The sequence below is a fragment of the Chimaeribacter californicus genome, assembly GCF_002858675.1.
GTDB lineage: Bacteria > Pseudomonadota > Gammaproteobacteria > Enterobacterales > Enterobacteriaceae > Chimaeribacter > Chimaeribacter californicus.
The window spans coordinates 43,863-58,578 of the sequence record NZ_PJZF01000003.1; the positions used below are offsets into that span (position 1 = coordinate 43,863).

At 60.9% G+C, this 14,716-nt stretch carries 13 protein-coding genes; 5 read left to right on the forward strand and 8 right to left on the reverse strand.

Going from position 1 to position 14,716, the window contains the following annotated elements:
* Positions 1-8: 8 nt before the first annotated feature.
* The 3 genes from CYR55_RS05060 to CYR55_RS05070 all read left to right on the forward strand — a co-directional run bounded on the left by CYR55_RS05060 (position 9) and on the right by CYR55_RS05070 (position 3,280).
* A complete protein-coding gene (locus CYR55_RS05060; protein ID WP_101815297.1) occupies positions 9-1,301 on the forward strand; it encodes an ATP-grasp domain-containing protein in 1,293 nt (430 codons plus the stop codon).
* Entirely contained in the window at positions 1,270-2,601 is a 1,332-nt protein-coding gene (locus tag CYR55_RS05065; RefSeq protein ID WP_241522085.1) for an MFS transporter, read from the forward strand. The genes CYR55_RS05060 and CYR55_RS05065 overlap by 32 nt, the downstream gene beginning before the upstream one ends.
* Positions 2,602-2,740: 139 nt before the next feature.
* Complete coding sequence (locus CYR55_RS05070; protein WP_101815069.1) at positions 2,741-3,280, forward strand: P-loop NTPase family protein; 540 nt, start codon at positions 2,741-2,743, stop codon at positions 3,278-3,280.
* A gap of 65 nt (positions 3,281-3,345) precedes the next feature.
* On the opposite strand, the gene fusA is transcribed toward CYR55_RS05070, so the two are convergent.
* The gene (gene fusA, locus CYR55_RS05075; protein ID WP_101815070.1) at positions 3,346-5,448 is read right to left on the reverse strand and encodes an elongation factor G; all 2,103 of its coding nucleotides are present in this window, start codon (positions 5,446-5,448) and stop codon (positions 3,346-3,348) included.
* Positions 5,449-5,652: 204 nt separating this feature from the next.
* Here fusA and CYR55_RS05080 point away from each other — a divergent pair, with 204 nt between their 5' ends.
* Complete coding sequence (locus tag CYR55_RS05080) at positions 5,653-5,964, forward strand: ArsR/SmtB family transcription factor (RefSeq protein WP_101815071.1); 312 nt, start codon at positions 5,653-5,655, stop codon at positions 5,962-5,964.
* A 99-nt stretch (positions 5,965-6,063) separates the two neighbouring features.
* Here CYR55_RS05080 and CYR55_RS23500 read toward each other — a convergent pair whose 3' ends face one another.
* From CYR55_RS23500 to CYR55_RS05110, 7 genes are all read right to left on the reverse strand, one after another.
* On the reverse strand, positions 6,064-6,228 hold the full coding sequence (locus CYR55_RS23500) for a hypothetical protein (protein WP_165699527.1): 165 nt from the start codon (positions 6,226-6,228) through the stop codon (positions 6,064-6,066).
* Positions 6,229-6,345: 117 nt separating this feature from the next.
* Positions 6,346-7,857 (reverse strand): EmmdR/YeeO family multidrug/toxin efflux MATE transporter, encoded by a 1,512-nt coding sequence (locus tag CYR55_RS05085; RefSeq protein ID WP_146000948.1) that lies wholly within the window; start codon positions 7,855-7,857, stop codon positions 6,346-6,348.
* Positions 7,858-8,142: 285 nt separating this feature from the next.
* Positions 8,143-8,754: a glutathione transferase GstA gene (gene gstA, locus CYR55_RS05090; RefSeq protein ID WP_101815073.1), complete on the reverse strand. Its 612-nt coding sequence runs from the start codon at positions 8,752-8,754 to the stop codon at positions 8,143-8,145.
* A gap of 68 nt (positions 8,755-8,822) precedes the next feature.
* Positions 8,823-10,331, reverse strand: coding sequence for a UbiD family decarboxylase (locus tag CYR55_RS05095; RefSeq protein WP_206604029.1), 1,509 nt, complete (start codon positions 10,329-10,331; stop codon positions 8,823-8,825).
* Between the two features lie 168 nt (positions 10,332-10,499).
* A complete protein-coding gene (locus CYR55_RS05100) occupies positions 10,500-11,498 on the reverse strand; it encodes a hydroxyacid dehydrogenase (protein ID WP_101815075.1) in 999 nt (332 codons plus the stop codon).
* The gene (locus tag CYR55_RS05105) at positions 11,495-12,376 is read right to left on the reverse strand and encodes a TauD/TfdA dioxygenase family protein (RefSeq protein ID WP_101815076.1); all 882 of its coding nucleotides are present in this window, start codon (positions 12,374-12,376) and stop codon (positions 11,495-11,497) included. Before CYR55_RS05105 ends, CYR55_RS05100 begins: the two co-directional genes overlap by 4 nt.
* A complete protein-coding gene (locus tag CYR55_RS05110; protein WP_101815077.1) occupies positions 12,373-13,659 on the reverse strand; it encodes an aminotransferase class I/II-fold pyridoxal phosphate-dependent enzyme in 1,287 nt (428 codons plus the stop codon). The genes CYR55_RS05105 and CYR55_RS05110 overlap by 4 nt, the downstream gene beginning before the upstream one ends.
* Before the next feature lie 163 nt (positions 13,660-13,822).
* Here CYR55_RS05110 and CYR55_RS05115 point away from each other — a divergent pair, with 163 nt between their 5' ends.
* Positions 13,823-14,716: a transcriptional regulator GcvA gene (locus CYR55_RS05115; protein ID WP_277622310.1), complete on the forward strand. Its 894-nt coding sequence runs from the start codon at positions 13,823-13,825 to the stop codon at positions 14,714-14,716.

Consider the following 14,716-nt stretch of genomic DNA (forward strand, 5'->3'; position numbering starts at 1 on the left):
AAATGATTATGGCTCACGTTATCTTTATCGACAGTACCCCCACCGGCCTGAACGCCTTCCACAGCGCTCACCGGCTCGGCCACCAGGTCACCTTTATTCATCCGACCAGATCTTCCAGTTTCGTCAGCATCATGTCGAAAGACCCGACGAAACTGGCAACCCAGTTGGGGCATGTCGACCGGTATATTGAGGTGGATACCCTGGAAAACGAGCATCTTTTCCCCGTGCTCGACACCCTGGTGAAAGAGAATCCGTTCGACACCGTCATCAGTTCGGCCGAGACCGGCATCATGGCGGCCGCCCGTGCGGCTGAAAAATGGGGAACGCGCTACCCCAGCCCGCAGGATCTGGGCAACGCGGTATTTAAGAATCGCTTGCGTACCACGCTGAAGAACAACGGTATCCGCTCACCGGATTTTGAGGTGTTAAACGAAGAGGAACTGTTGCAGGGGCCGAAAAAAATCACGCTGCCGTTTGTGGTAAAACCCATTCGCGGCTTTGCCAAACAATTTTCCGCTATTTGCCGCACGCAGAGCGATTTCGACAAGTATGTCAATAACCTGAAGGCCGATCGGGCCAACAGCGCCCTGATTGACAGCGTGGTGTCCCATGAATACATCATCGAAGAATATGTGACCGGCACCCTGCACTCCGCAGAGGTGATCGTGCGTGAAGGCAAGGTCATGTTTTACGCCACCACCACCCGCTATCGTGCGCATTATTACGACCTGCTGGAACTGGCTGCGGTCATGCCCTCCGGTTTACCGGAACAGACGCGTGAAGAGATGAAAGCCTATCTGCAGGCCGTGTTTTCCGCCCTGAATATTCAGATCGGCCTCTATCACGTAGAGTTGCTGTTAACCGGCAACGGCCCGGTCTTGGTAGAAATCAATGCCCGGATGATGGGCAGCGTCTCTCCGATCATGTACCAGATTCAGACCGGCCACGATCCTTTCGAGTACCTGATCCGCCTGCATCTGGGGGAACCGGTAGAGGTCAACGACAATGAATTTACCAATGCGGGAATTACGCTGGCCGTGGCGGCCAGACATGGGGGCACCATCTCCTCATCCTTCCGGCCGGAACAGCTTGAGGCGCTGCTGGCTCGCTATGCGATCCCGCACAATACGCTGAATATCTATGCCGGCAGGGAGATTGGGCGCTACGAGGGCAATTTCAGCATTATGGGGCATGTCATTATTCTGGCCGACACGCCGCAGGAAGTGGCTGAAAAAGGGCATCGCTTCCTGAGTGAAATCGATGCGCTGATTGGCCTGGAAACAGCAAAATACGTTGAGTAAGGCTTATGGCATACACGGGCGGGTTAAGGAAGAAATTAACATGACGACACGGGATTCGGTTTTTCATTATCCGGCATTCGTACGGTTCTGTATGGGCGATATTGCCACCCAGCTTGGTACGGCGATAGTGATTATCATTATTCCGCTCATCGCCATCACCTTTCTTGATGCGACACCGTTTGAAGTAGGGCTTCTCGCCGCCAGCGAACGTTTACCCTTTATCATGTTTAGCCTGATCGCCGGCGTTTCCGCAGATAAGTGGGAGCGCAGGGCGATGCTGTTTTGCGCTAATTTTCTGCGGGTCGTTTTGCTGCTGATCATTATGTTTATCGTCTGGTCCGGCGCATTGTCAGTGATAACGCTGGCGGCGATGGTCTTTATCGTCGGCGCCGCGAATGTCTATTTTGAAGTGGCTTACTGGACGTATACCCCTGCGCTGGTTCCGGGGAGGCTGATTGCCAAAGGCAACGGCGCACTGGCGGCCATTGCCGGTGCGGCAGAGCTGGCCGGGCCTGCCGTGGGCGGCATGCTGTTAAAAATTGCCGGTATTCCCGGGGCCTTGTTAGTGAACAGCCTGCTGTTTCTGGTGGGAAGCGGCATGATCCTGACCGTCCCCAGGAATAAACCGGCGCCTCCCGAAGGTGCCCGCCTCTCTGGCCTCAGCCAAATCAAGCTGGGCATTCATACCCTTTTCCACTCACCGCCGTTACGTCGCCTGGTGATTACCGGCGCAGTGTGGAATCTCTTCGCCTGTGCGGCGACACCGCAAATCATGGTTTATCTCACCCGGACGCTGGGTCTTACCACCACGCACGTCGGGGTGATCCTGGGGCTGCAGGGGCTGGGGGGGTTGATCGGGGCGCTCTGTGCCGGTAAGGCCAGCGAAAGGCTGGGGCACGGGCGCAGCATCATGGTAGGGGGCGTGATCTACAGCCTCTTTACCCTGGCTATCTGCACCGTGACGCATGCCGCCCCCCGGGATCAGGGGTTACTCGGCGTATTCCTGTTCTGCGCAGGCTGGGGGTCATCAATTGGTGTGGTCAATATTATCAGCCTCCGGCAGTTGGTCAGCCCTGAATACCTTCTTGGGCGGATCAACGCCAGCTTTCGCTTCATCACCTGGGGTATCATGCCGCCTGCTGCCCTGTTAGGGGGAACGCTTTCGCAGTTAATCAACAGCCGGTTTGTTATTATTTCCGCCTGTCTGCTCGGGTTAGCCGTTATCGTATGTTCCTACCGCAGAAGCACGGCCATACTCTGCGTTGAGGCCGCCCCAGAGCGCCTTAGTGAAAACAGCTAAGCTTACCCTTTTACTTTATTGATGCGTGTATTACCGGCAAAGGCGATCTCAGTCAGAGACGCCGGACGCGGAAAGCCTGTTTTTAAAGCAGGCTTTGTTTGTGTCTGCCGTTCCTCCCATGTTGAATAGGTTCATCCCGATGACTGCATTTATCCCCCTGTCTGACCTTGGCCCCCGTATCTGCATCCTCGGCCCCTCGAACAGCGGTAAATCGACCCTGGCGCACGCCATCGCCCAGAAAACGGCCTGCCCGGTGGTGCATCTTGACCAGCTTCATCACCTTCCCCATACCCGCTGGCAGCCCCGGCCGGAAGCGCAATTTTTGGCGTTGCATCGCGCGGCTGTGCAGGAGGAACACTGGGTGATGGAGGGGAATTATACCCGCTGCCTGCCGGCGCGGCTGGAGCGGGCGACCGGGGTGATTCTGCTGGATATTGCGTTACCGCATATGTTGCTGCGCTATGTGCGCCGCACGCTGTTTGAACGTGAGCGGGTGGGCGGCATTGCGATGGGAAATCAACGCGATCGCATTACCGTGGAGATGCTGAAATACCTGATCGTGACCACACCGCAAAACAGAAAAAGGCACCGGCAACGCCTGGCTGACTGCGCGCTGCCCACGCTGTTTCTCTCCTCGCCGGCTAAGGTCAGCGCCTGCTGGCGGGCGTGGGCGCTGTAAACGTAAACATGCCGCGCCGGGGCAGGCCCGGCGCGGCATGGGTCAAAACACTTGCTTTACTGCGTTTACGCATTCCCCCGCGAGGCGATGATCGCGTCGGCCACGTTGCGCGGCGCTTCGGCGTAGTGGTTAAACTCCATGCTGTAGGAGGCGCGCCCCTGCGTCATGGATCGCAGCGTGGTGGCGTAGCTGAACATCTCCGAGAGCGGCACCTCGGCGCGGATCACCCGCGCACCGTGCAACTCATCCATGCCCTGCACCGTGCCGCGGCGTGACGACAGGTACCCCATCACCCCGCCCGCGTACTCTTCCGGCGTTTCGACCTCGACTTTCATCACCGGCTCCAGAATCACCGGACCGGCCTGTTTCGCCGCCGCTTTGAAGCCGAAAATCGCCGCCATACGGAACGCCATCTCGGAGGAGTCCACCTCATGGTAGGAGCCGAAGGTCAGCGTGGCCTTGAGATCCACCACCGGGTAACCCGCCAGAATGCCGTTGTTCAGCGCCTCACGGATGCCCTTCTCCACTGACGGGATGTACTCGCGCGGCACCACGCCGCCTTTGGTGGCATCCTCAAAGCGGAAACCGCTGCCGGGGGCCAGCGGCTCCAGCGTCAGCACCACATGGCCATACTGCCCTTTGCCGCCGGACTGACGCACAAATTTTCCTTCGACGTCGCGCACCGTTTTACTGATGGTCTCGCGGTAGGTGACCTGCGGGCGGCCGATGTTGGCCTCGACGCCGAACTCACGCTTCATGCGGTCCACAATGATCTCCAGATGCAGCTCGCCCATGCCGGAGATAATGCTCTGCCCGGACTGCTCATCGGTGTGCAGGCGGAAAGAGGGGTCTTCGGCCGCCAGCCGTTGCAGCGCGATGCCCATCTTCTCCTGGTCGCCCTGGGTTTTCGGCTCAATGGCCAGGGAGATCACCGGTTCAGGGAACTCCATCCGCTCCAGGGTGATCACCGCCTGCGGGTCACAGAGCGTTTCACCGGTGGTGACCTCTTTCAGCCCGACACAGGCGGCTATGTCCCCGGCGCGGATCTCATCCACCTCATGCCGGTCATTGGCGTGCATCTGCACAATGCGGCCGATGCGCTCTTTCTTGCCCTTCACCGCGTTGAACACGCTGTCGCCTTTGCGCAGCACGCCGGAATAGACGCGCACAAAGGTCAGCTGGCCGACGTAGGGGTCAGTCATCAGCTTGAAGGCCAGCGCCGAGAACGGCTCGTCATCGTCCGCATGGCGTTCCGCTACGTTGCCTTTCTCATCCACGCCCTGCACCGCCGGCACATCCACCGGCGACGGCATCAGCTCAATCACCGCATCGAGCATCCGCTGTACGCCTTTGTTTTTGAAGGCGCTGCCGCACAGCATCGGCTGAATTTCACCGGCCAGCGTGCGCAGGCGCAACCCGAGGATGACCTCCTGCTCATCCAGGGAGCCCTGCTCCAGGTACTTATCCATCAGCGTTTCAGTGGCTTCAGCCGCCGCCGACACCATCTTCTCGCGCCACAGCTGCGCGGTGGGCACGAGATCCTCCGGCACCGGCGCATAACGGAAAGTCATGCCCTGGGTGGCGTCATCCCAGTAGATGGCGCGCATTTTGTTGAGATCGACCACGCCGCTGAACTGCTCCTCACTGCCGATGGGGATCACAATCGGCACCGGGTGGGCACCCAGGCGGTCAATCATCATCTGCACCACCCGGAAGAAATCCGCGCCCGCGCGGTCCATTTTGTTGACGAACGCCAGCCGCGGCACCTTGTATTTATTCGCCTGCCGCCACACGGTTTCGGACTGCGGCTGCACGCCGCCCACCGAGTCATACACCATCACTGCGCCATCCAGCACGCGCATGGAACGTTCCACCTCGATGGTGAAATCGACGTGCCCCGGCGTATCAATGATGTTGATGCGGTGCGGCTCAACGCTGTTGTCCATGCCCGGCCAGAAGCAGCTCACCGCCGCCGAGGTAATGGTAATGCCGCGTTCCTGCTCCTGCGCCATCCAGTCAGTCGTTGCCGCGCCATCGTGCACTTCCCCCAGCTTGTGACTCATCCCGGTGTAAAACAGGATGCGCTCCGTGGTGGTGGTTTTACCGGCATCGATGTGCGCGGAGATGCCGATGTTGCGATAACGTTCGATGGGGAGGGTTCGGGGCATGATGCGTCCTTAGTCAGTGGGGTTCGCAGGCCGGCACCATTGCCGGCCATCCGGCCACTGCGGATCAGCATAATACAACTGTACGTGTATAGTCGAACTATTTGAGCTAAAATTAACCACGCGTGCGTATCCGTGATGATTTGCTATAGTAGCGGCCCGCCGGCGCAGGCTGCCGCCGTTGAATTCATGCTTAACAGGAAAACTATGATTGCCAACCACCCGGAAACGGATCAGATTCGCCTGGAAAATGTCCTGCTGGCGTTAGGCAACCCGCTGCGGCTGGAGATTGTGAGGACGCTGGCGCGCGAAGGCGAACAGGCGTGCGGCGCGCTGCGGCGGGACGTGGCGAAATCCACCATGACCCACCACTGGCGGGTCTTGCGGGACAGCGGCGTGATCTGGCAGAGGCCGCAGGGGCGGGAGAATTTGATCTCGCTGCGGCGGGATGACCTCAACGCCCGTTTTCCCGGCCTGCTGGATACGCTGATGGCGGTGATGGATGCCCCGCAGGCCTGAAGGGCGTAAAAAGAGCATAACAAAACGCCTGCCGGTCAGGGCAGGCGTTCAGTGCACAGTTCGTTCCAGTAACAGTAGCGGATGCTGAGGCGGTAGCGGCTATTTTCCATAATGCCGCTGCACAGAAGGGTGGAACGTCAGCCCATACAACGCACTGGCAGGGATCAGCACGTCGCACAGCGTGGCGGCATCCACCTCACGCGGCGGCCGGGTATCCGCCGGGCGTGGGGTACGGTGAAATAAAAAAGCCAGTAAACGCGTCATGCCATCCTCCAGGGTCAGTGAGTGTGCTGCTTAGCCCTGAGTAGAGCGCGTTTTTGCCGCCAACGGAAATACGCATTTTTGCGCTGCTTAGTGAAAAAACGCCAATGCCCCGCCGCGCTAGCGGGAACTTCTGGCTTTCAGCCAGCGTGTTTTTACCGGCTCAGGCGCCACCTCGCCCTGCTTCAGCCGTGGGTATTTCCACAGCCAGCGGCCACTGACCATCCGCCAGTAGAAGAAAGCCCCCCGCACCGCCCAGTCAAAGAACATCCCGAGCCAGACGCCCACCACGCCCAGCCCGAGCACAATCCCCAGCGTGTAACCGGCGACGACCCGGCAGCCCCACATGCCCAGCATCGACACCCACATGGCGAAGCGCGCATCCCGCGCGCCCTTCAGCCCGGACGGCAGCACCCAGGAGGCGGCCCAGATCGGCATAAACAGCGCATTGAGCCAGATCAGGTGTTTCACCACCTCTTTCACATCCTCCTCGCGGGTATAGAACGAGGCGAACAGCCCGGCAAACGGCGCGGTGCCCCAGGCGATCAGCGTCAGGCCAATGGTGGAGAGCCAGAACACATGCCGCAACTGCCGCTCCGCCTGCCCGACCTGCCCTTTGCCGAGCCGTTTGCCGACGATAATGGTAGAGGCGGAGCCGAGGGCGTTGCCCGGCAGGTTAATCAGGGAGGCGATGGAAAACGCGATAAAGTTACCGGCTATCACGTTGGTGCCCATGCCGGACACGAACATCTGCGTCAGCAGCTTGCCGCCGTTAAACAGCACCGACTCAATACTGGCCGGCAGGCCGATGCCCAGCACTTCCCACAGGATGTTCCATTTCAGCGGGGTGAAATAACTGCGCAGGGTGATGTGCAGCGCCGGGTTAAAGCCGATCATCAGCACATAGATAATGCCGATCGCGCCGATATAGCGTGAAATGGTCAGCCCCAGCCCGGCCCCGACAAAGCCCATCCCGCCCCAGCCAAACAGCCCGTAAATCAGGATGCTGCTGATGATGATATTGAGGATGTTCATGCCGCCGTTGATCAACAGCGGGATTTTGGTATTGCCCGCGCCGCGCAGCGCGCCGCTGCCGATCAGCGCAATCGCCGCCGCCGGGTAACTCCAGACGGTGGTTTGCAGGTAGGAGAGCGCCAGCGCTTTTACCTCCGGCGTGGCTGCCCCGGCAATCACATTGATAATGTGTTCCCCGGCGAGATGGATGCCGCCCGCCAGCAGAACCGACACCACCGTCATCAGCACCAGCGACTGCCGCGCCGCGGCCCGCGCCCGTTTGCGATCGCGCTTGCCGAGGCTGAACGCCACCACCACTGTGGTGCCGAGATCCACCGCCGCAAAGAAGGAGAGGATCACCATGTTGAAGCTGTCTGCCAGCCCCACCCCGGCCATCGCCTCTTTGCCGAGCCAGCTGACCAGGAAGGTGCTCAGCACCCCCATCAGCAGGACGCAGGTATTTTCCAGGAAAATGGGCACCGCCAGCGGCGTGATTTCACGCCAGAACAGCACCCGGTAGCTTTTTCGGTTGGTATACCAGCGTGTGCTGGCAACGCGCTGGTGCACGGCATTGATAACGTTCAAGGTTGACCTGCGAGACGGTAAGTGAAACCACATTTCAAATAATGATTTACAAACGCCTATCCTGCCAAGGCTTTTTTTTGCTCATTTTTTTGATCGCCGTTTTTGCCCCTTGTGCCCGGCAAAAAAAAGCCCGCGACAGGTGCGGGCGTCGGGTCAGGCGGGTGCGTTCAGCCCGGTGCTCCGGTGTAACGGTTGCTGCGCCGCCCACCTGTTTTATTTCCCTGTATCTTGCGGCGGAATGTTTTAATGCTGTGACGGTAATCTCAATTAATCACGCGGCCGCCGGGCAGACGTCTATCATCAGGGTATCCCCCCTGCTCAGACCGGCGTACTGGCTTCCTCTGCGGCAAGCGCGGCCTGCACCGCCGGGCGCGCGCCCACGCGATCCCGGAATCGGGCCAGCACCGGCCACTGCTGAATATCAATGTTAAAGACCGGCAACCAGCCCAGCACCGTAAACAGGTAGGCATCCGCCACGCCGAACTGCCCCATCAGGTAATCCTGGCCGTCCAGCTGCGTGTTCAGGTAATCGAGCCGGGTAAAGAGCCGGGTACGGAACATCACTTTGGCCTCCTCCGGCAGGGCGGCATTAAACAGCGGGGCGCTGCCGCCGTGAATTTCAGTGGTAATAAAATTCAGCCACTCCTGCAACCGCACGCGCTCCCAGCTTCCGGCGGCCGGGGCCAGCGCGCTGCCCGGCACCTGGTCGGCCAGGTATTGCAGGATCGCCGGCCCTTCCGTCAGCACCTCGCCATTCTCCAGCACCAGCGCCGCCACATACCCTTTCGGGTTAATGGCACGGAAGTCGCCGCCTTCGGCGGTGCGTTTGGTTTGGTTGTTCACGCGAACCAGTTCAAACGGCAGATTCAGCTCGCGCAGGGTAATGTGTGAGGCGAGGGAACAGGCCATCGGGGCAAAGTAGAGCTTCATGGTTTTTCCTTATTTATCCGTGTTTGTTTCTCGTGTTTGTTTCTGCCTGAAGCAGGAAAGCCAGGGCGTTACCGGTCGCCGGGCGCTGATGCCTCTGGTTCAAACCCGCAGACCGCGGGCACCGGCCCGCTGAAACCATACTCCGCCCAGCGGGCGGCCACCTGCTCATACACCGATTGCCGCAGCAAGGTGCGTGCCGGGAAGCTGTGCAGCACCCGGTAATCCTTGCAGGCATTAATCAGCGCTTTTGAGCCGAAGAAGCGCTTTTCCGGCGGGTTCTGTGCCGGGTCAAGCGGCGAGCCGCGGGTGTTGCGCAGAATGTCGATGTCGTCGGCCGGGGTGGCACGGGTCGCCATGGCCCACAGCACCTGGTTCATGTCTGACGGGTCAACATCGCTGTCCACGGCCACAATCCATTTGGTGATGTAAGCCCCACCCGGCACCGAGGCCGCCAACGCCAGCACCTGGGCAGCGTGCCCGGCATACTTCTGTTCCAGGCTTATCACCACCATACCGAACGCCCCGGCCGCGGCGGGCGGGCAGTACACGCCGCAAATGCCCTGGATGCCGAGCTTGTCGAGATCGTTCCAGATTTTGGCCGAGCGGATGGTGGAAAAAAATGCCCCCTGCTCGTTGGAGGGGAAATCCGCCATCAGCGCGTTGGTCAGCACCGGCCGGTGGCGGTAGTGCAGCGCCGTGACCTCAATCAGCGGTGCGTGCCGATCCTGGTAGCCGTAATAGCCGGTGAACTCCCCGAACGGCCCCTCGGCACGGGTGGCGTGCGGGTGGATCAGCCCCTCAATCACCACTTCGGCGCGCGCCGGGATCAGCAGGTCAGAGGTCGCGGCACGCACCACCTCAACCGGCTGCCCTTTAATGCCCCCGGCAAAGGCATATTCCGACGCCCCCGGCGGCAGCGATTGCGATCCGGCCACCATCAGCAGCGGGTCGATGCCCCAGGCGGCCGCCACCGGCAGCGCTGTTCCTTTTTCCCACGCCCGGTGGATATGGCGCAGCGCGTCTTTGCCGGGTGCCATCGACAACCCGACCTGGCGTTTCCCCTGAATCATCATCCGGTAGGTGCCGATATTCATCGCGCCGTTATCCGGGTCACGGGTAAAAACCGCATCGGCCGTCCCGGCGTATAGGCCGCCGTCACGCGGCCAGTGCCGTGGGATCGGCAGGGCATTCAGGTCAATCTGATCGCCGGTCAGGCTGTTCTGGAAGATCGGTGCCTCTGTGCGCGGCACTTCGCGTGGGTCAATGCCCTGCCTGAGCTTCTCTTTGGTCTGGCGGATTAATGCCATCACCGGAAGATCCGGGTCCGCTTCCAGCGTAATCGCGGTGCGCGCCACGCTGGGGCCAAACAGGTTCCACAGATGGCGGAAGCCGGACGGCGCGTCCGGCGACTCAAATAACACCGCCGGGGAAACGCCCTGGCGCGCGGCCAGGTAGGTCACCGCGCTCATCTCCTCAACCGGGCTGACCGGCAGGGTAATACGCTGTAATTCGCCGATCTGCGCGGCGCGTTCCAGCCAGTCACGCAGATCGGTGACCGGGTTAACAGGGTGGGCCATGGTTTTGTCCATCACAAAGGCGGCGGGACGCGCCCGCCGCAAAAAGGGTTAACAACCGTCGGGGGCGTAACGCCGCTCAGCATCATAATCCGGGCCACCAGAATCAACGCATCACGCCGATCGTCAAACCGGTTATAGCGCAGGTACCTGGCGTGCTTTTCCTCCCGGTTAATGGATATTGTGTTGCAGTACCACCGGGTTGACGGCGTAGTCCGGGTCACCGTTACCCGCCAGCACCTCCAGCACGTTGTGCGCAGCGATGACGCCCATCCGCGCCACCGCCTCCTGCGACACGCCGGAGAGGTGCGGCGAGCAGAGCACATTCGGCAGGCTAAACAGCGGGTTGTCGGTGGGCGGCGCTTCCGGCATAAACACATCCAGCGCCGCGCCGCCCAGCCGTTTCGCCTGTAACGCCCGGTAAAGCGCCGCCTCGTCAACGATGCCGCCGCGTGCGGTGGTGATCAGGAAGGCGCCCGGCTTCATCTGTGCCAGCCGCGCTTCACCGAACATGCCCAGGGTTTCCGGAGTTTTCGGGCAGTGCAGCGTCACGTAATCCGCCACGGGCAGCGCCTCGTCCAGTGACGCCACCCGCTGTATCCCCGGCGGGAAGCTCTCGGCGTCGCGGTACGGGTCATAGGCGCTGACCTGCATGCCGAAGGCCAGGCAGAGCCGGGCCACCCGGCTGCCGATGCGCCCGAGGCCCACCACCAGCACCCGGCTGCCCTCCAGCTCCGTCGGCAGGCAACTGTAGCGCTCCTGCCAGCGGCCGCTTTTCACCATGCTGTCCAGCTCGCCGAGGCGTTTCGCCAGCCCGAGCATAAAGCTGAGCGTATGCTCCGCCACCGCCCGGTGGTTGGCGTTGGCGCACACCATCACCGGCACGCCGGCGCGGGTCATACAGGGGATGTCCACCGCGTCGAAGCCGACGCCGATGCGCGACACCACCTGCAAGCTGCGGGCCGCCTCCAGCTCTGCCTCGCCAAACGGCGTGACGCCGAGGATCACGGCGTGCACCTCGTCAAACTGGTTACAGAGTTCGCGCAGCGCCTCCGGCGTGATGGTGTTGGGGAATTCCACGCACTCGATGTCGTCGCGGTCAGCCAGCATCTCTTTACCGGCCTGCCCGAGGATATGCGCCAGCAGTACCCGTTTTTTCTGCGTGCTCATGCCATCTGCTCCTCTGCCGCCGCGGTGATGCCGCTGCCGAAAAACGGCCCGTCATTGACGCCGATCCGGTACATCAAACGATCTGCCTCGGGCGGCAGCGGAGTAGCACAGTGCCAGACGGAACGGTTGTCCCAGAGAAGCATATCATTCGCCTCCCAGCGGTAGGCAAAGCGCGGCTGGGTCGTCAGCACCCAGTCCGTGATCGCCGTCAGCAGGGTGCGCCCGCGGTCGCCCTCATAGCCATTGACCTGCGAGGTATAGCCCGGGTTGAGGTAGAGGCTCTGCGCCCCGGTGCGCGGGTGGTGCGCAATGGCCGGGTGGGTGCTGGCCGGGAAGGTGCGGTGCAGGCGGTCCACAATCTCCTGTAACGACTCGCCGAGATCGTCCGCTTTGACTTTGTACGTCCAGCGCACGTCGTGCTGCGCGGTGCGCCCGGCGATCTGCGCGCACAGGTCGTCCGGCAGCGCGGCCAGCGCCGCCTGCATATCGATAAACAGCGTGTCACCCGCCGCCTCCGGCACCCGCTGCGCATGCAGGAAGGTCAGCGGCAGCGGCGCAGGCAGGTAGGAAGAGTCGCTGTGCCACATGTTGCCCAGCTTGCGCGCGCCGACCCCGCCGCCGCTGTTGCGGTTGTTGAGCACCAGAATGTGCGGATAGGCCGGGTCGTGGTAGTTCTTGAGTTTAAACGGCTCCAGCTCGCCAAACCGCGCGGCAAACTGCTGGTACGCCTCACGGCTGATGCGCTGGTGTTTCAGCGCCACCACTTTGCGGCGGTAGAGAAGGTCACGCAGCTGGGCGATCTCCGGGTCACCGGCGGTGGTGATGTCAAAACCAGTGACGGCGGTAACGAAACCTGGGGCTAAGTCGATGTGGTTCATTCCGGTTGCCCCTGTGCAATGGCGGGAGCGGACGCCGGCTGCGGCTCGTCATGGCGCAATACCAGGCTCAGGTCCAGGATGTCAGCCGGGTTGTGCGCGGCGGTAATCGCCATACGCAGTGCGGCCTGCCCGCGCGGTACCGTCGGGAAGAACACCACCGAGGCGTAGTGGCCCTGACGCAGCAGCGACTCCCCTTTCGCCAGCGCGGCGTGCTCATCCCCGATGCGGACGATACGGATCGGCAGTTCACTGCCCGAGGTTTCAGTCGGGATCAGGGTATCGAAGAGTTTCATATTGTTGTTCAGGGCGCGCTGGAGGGTATGCAGTTCCGGGGTGCGGTGGAGCTCCGCCGAGGCCAGCGCCGCGCCGACTGCCGCCATGTTGGGCGCGCAGGAGAAGCCGTACGTCGGGGCGTAGCGGCGGATGGCGTTTTCGATCTCCAGGCTGCCGAGCATCAGCAGGCCACCGGCGGCGCCAAAACCCTTGCCGAGCGAGGCGGCCACGATGGTGCGGTCATCCAGCCCGTCGAGCTGCGAGCGCACAAAGCCTTCGCCATGCTTGCCGACCACCGAGATACCGTGGGCATCGTCCAGGTAGACAAACAGGCCATATTTTTCCTGAAGTGCGCGCAGTTCCCGCACCGGGGCGGCACCGCCCATCGAGTAAGCACCATCACCAATGTAGGCCACCTGGCGGCCGGACCGGCACAGCTGCTCCAGGTGCGCCAGATCGTTATGCTCAATCACCACCACCTCCGTCTCCTCACGCAATACCGGGATGTGGTATTGCAGGGTGACGTGGGCGAAGCGGTCAAAGGCGATCAGCGGTTTTTCGCCGCCGGTGAACAGCCCGGCCGCCAGCAGCGGCAACGCGCCCATATTGGCAGCGGCCACCGTGGGGAACACCACCACGCTCTGCACGTCAAACAGCGAAGCCAGCTGGTGTTCCAGCCGGACCAGCGGTTCTGCGGAGAGGCGGGTACGGGCCACGGAAAAGTGCACCGAGGCGATCTCATCCATTGAGGCCTGTGCGGCGGCCAGCACCGCTGGGTGGCTGTCCAGGTTGAGGTAGCCGCAGCGGGTATAGTCGATGACTTCCTGTCCGGTGGCGGCGATCTCAATCCGGCGGTTATCGCGTACGCGGCAGGAGACACCCATCAGGCCGCTTTCATAAGCGCGGTTAAAGTGAGGACGGCTGACTTCCGCCATTTTGGCGGCGTTACGGGCTTTGGGTTGCGAAAGTGACAGCGGGGAATTAGGGAGGGTTTCTTTTGCCTTGCTCATAATAACTTCAGCCTCAACTGTTATAATAAATTTTCGTTTGTTAAGAAAACGCAAATATATTCTTGGGAGAGGAATCTGATTGCAAAGGACATGTTGCGTGGTAAGGTATGAAAAAATGTCATACCTTCTATTTTTATGAAGTGAATGTTATATGCCAGTGAAAATGCCATCGTTTAATGGGCTGAAAGCGTTTGAATGTGCCGCGCGGCATATGAGCTTTACCAAAGCCGCCGAAGAACTGAATGTGACCCAGACAGCAATAAGCCATCAAATCAGGAGGTTAGAAAAGGAGCTCGGGATAAAACTCTTTATTCGACAAAAAAACAGCCTCGCATTGACCACCGAAGGCCATATCTATTTCCCCCGTATTTGCGCCGCCTTTAATGAATTCCGTTACTCCACCGAAATACTTTTAGAAAATTGTAATAAGAGCGTCCTAACTATTAGCACTCTTGTTTCTTTCGCCTCAAAATGGTTGTTACCCCGTCTCGCTTCCTTTCAACAGGCCTACCCCGATATTGATATTCGCGTTAATGCCTCAACCGATTTAGCTGACCTGCGCTGGGGCAATATTGATGCGGCAATCCGTTACGGCCGCGGCAAATGGGCGGGGGTCCATGCGCACTGGCTGATGGGGGATGAGATCTTCCCGGTGTGCAGCCCGGCGTTGCTGAACGGGGATCGGCCGCTTAACCGCCAGGAGGATCTGCTGCACCATACGCTGTTGCAGGTCAGCGGGTTGACCGGCAATGACTGGAACCAGTGGCTGGAGGCGGCCGGGCTGCCGCGGACCCTGGCCGACGGCCCGCGCCTGACCTTCGACCTGGCGATGATGGCGATCCAGACCGCGATTGACGGCCGGGGCATCTGCATCGGCCGTACCGCCTATGTAGAGGATGACCTGCGCGCCGGGCGGCTGGTGCGCCCGTTTGCCCTCAGCCTGCCTACCGAACACGGCTTCTACCTGGTGACGCCGCTGGAGACCACCCACACCAAAAAAATCATCGCGTTGCGTACCTGGCTGGAGGAGACGATCCGCACCCGCCCCCAGCCCTGA

What these genes read in the sequence shown, in the direction of transcription:
- CYR55_RS05060 (WP_101815297.1), top strand. Translation starts at nt 9, where the DNA reads ATGGCTCACGTTATCTTTATCGACAGTACCCCCACCGGCCTGAACGCC.
- CYR55_RS05070 (WP_101815069.1), top strand. Translation starts at nt 2,741, where the DNA reads ATGACTGCATTTATCCCCCTGTCTGACCTTGGCCCCCGTATCTGCATC.
- fusA (WP_101815070.1), bottom strand. Translation starts at nt 5,448, where the DNA reads ATGCCCCGAACCCTCCCCATCGAACGTTATCGCAACATCGGCATCTCC.
- CYR55_RS05080 (WP_101815071.1), top strand. Translation starts at nt 5,653, where the DNA reads ATGATTGCCAACCACCCGGAAACGGATCAGATTCGCCTGGAAAATGTC.
- CYR55_RS23500 (WP_165699527.1), bottom strand. Translation starts at nt 6,228, where the DNA reads ATGACGCGTTTACTGGCTTTTTTATTTCACCGTACCCCACGCCCGGCG.
- CYR55_RS05085 (WP_146000948.1), bottom strand. Translation starts at nt 7,857, where the DNA reads ATGTGGTTTCACTTACCGTCTCGCAGGTCAACCTTGAACGTTATCAAT.
- gstA (WP_101815073.1), bottom strand. Translation starts at nt 8,754, where the DNA reads ATGAAGCTCTACTTTGCCCCGATGGCCTGTTCCCTCGCCTCACACATT.
- CYR55_RS05095 (WP_206604029.1), bottom strand. Translation starts at nt 10,331, where the DNA reads ATGGCCCACCCTGTTAACCCGGTCACCGATCTGCGTGACTGGCTGGAA.
- CYR55_RS05100 (WP_101815075.1), bottom strand. Translation starts at nt 11,498, where the DNA reads ATGAGCACGCAGAAAAAACGGGTACTGCTGGCGCATATCCTCGGGCAG.
- CYR55_RS05105 (WP_101815076.1), bottom strand. Translation starts at nt 12,376, where the DNA reads ATGAACCACATCGACTTAGCCCCAGGTTTCGTTACCGCCGTCACTGGT.
- CYR55_RS05110 (WP_101815077.1), bottom strand. Translation starts at nt 13,659, where the DNA reads ATGAGCAAGGCAAAAGAAACCCTCCCTAATTCCCCGCTGTCACTTTCG.
- CYR55_RS05115 (WP_277622310.1), top strand. Translation starts at nt 13,823, where the DNA reads ATGCCATCGTTTAATGGGCTGAAAGCGTTTGAATGTGCCGCGCGGCAT.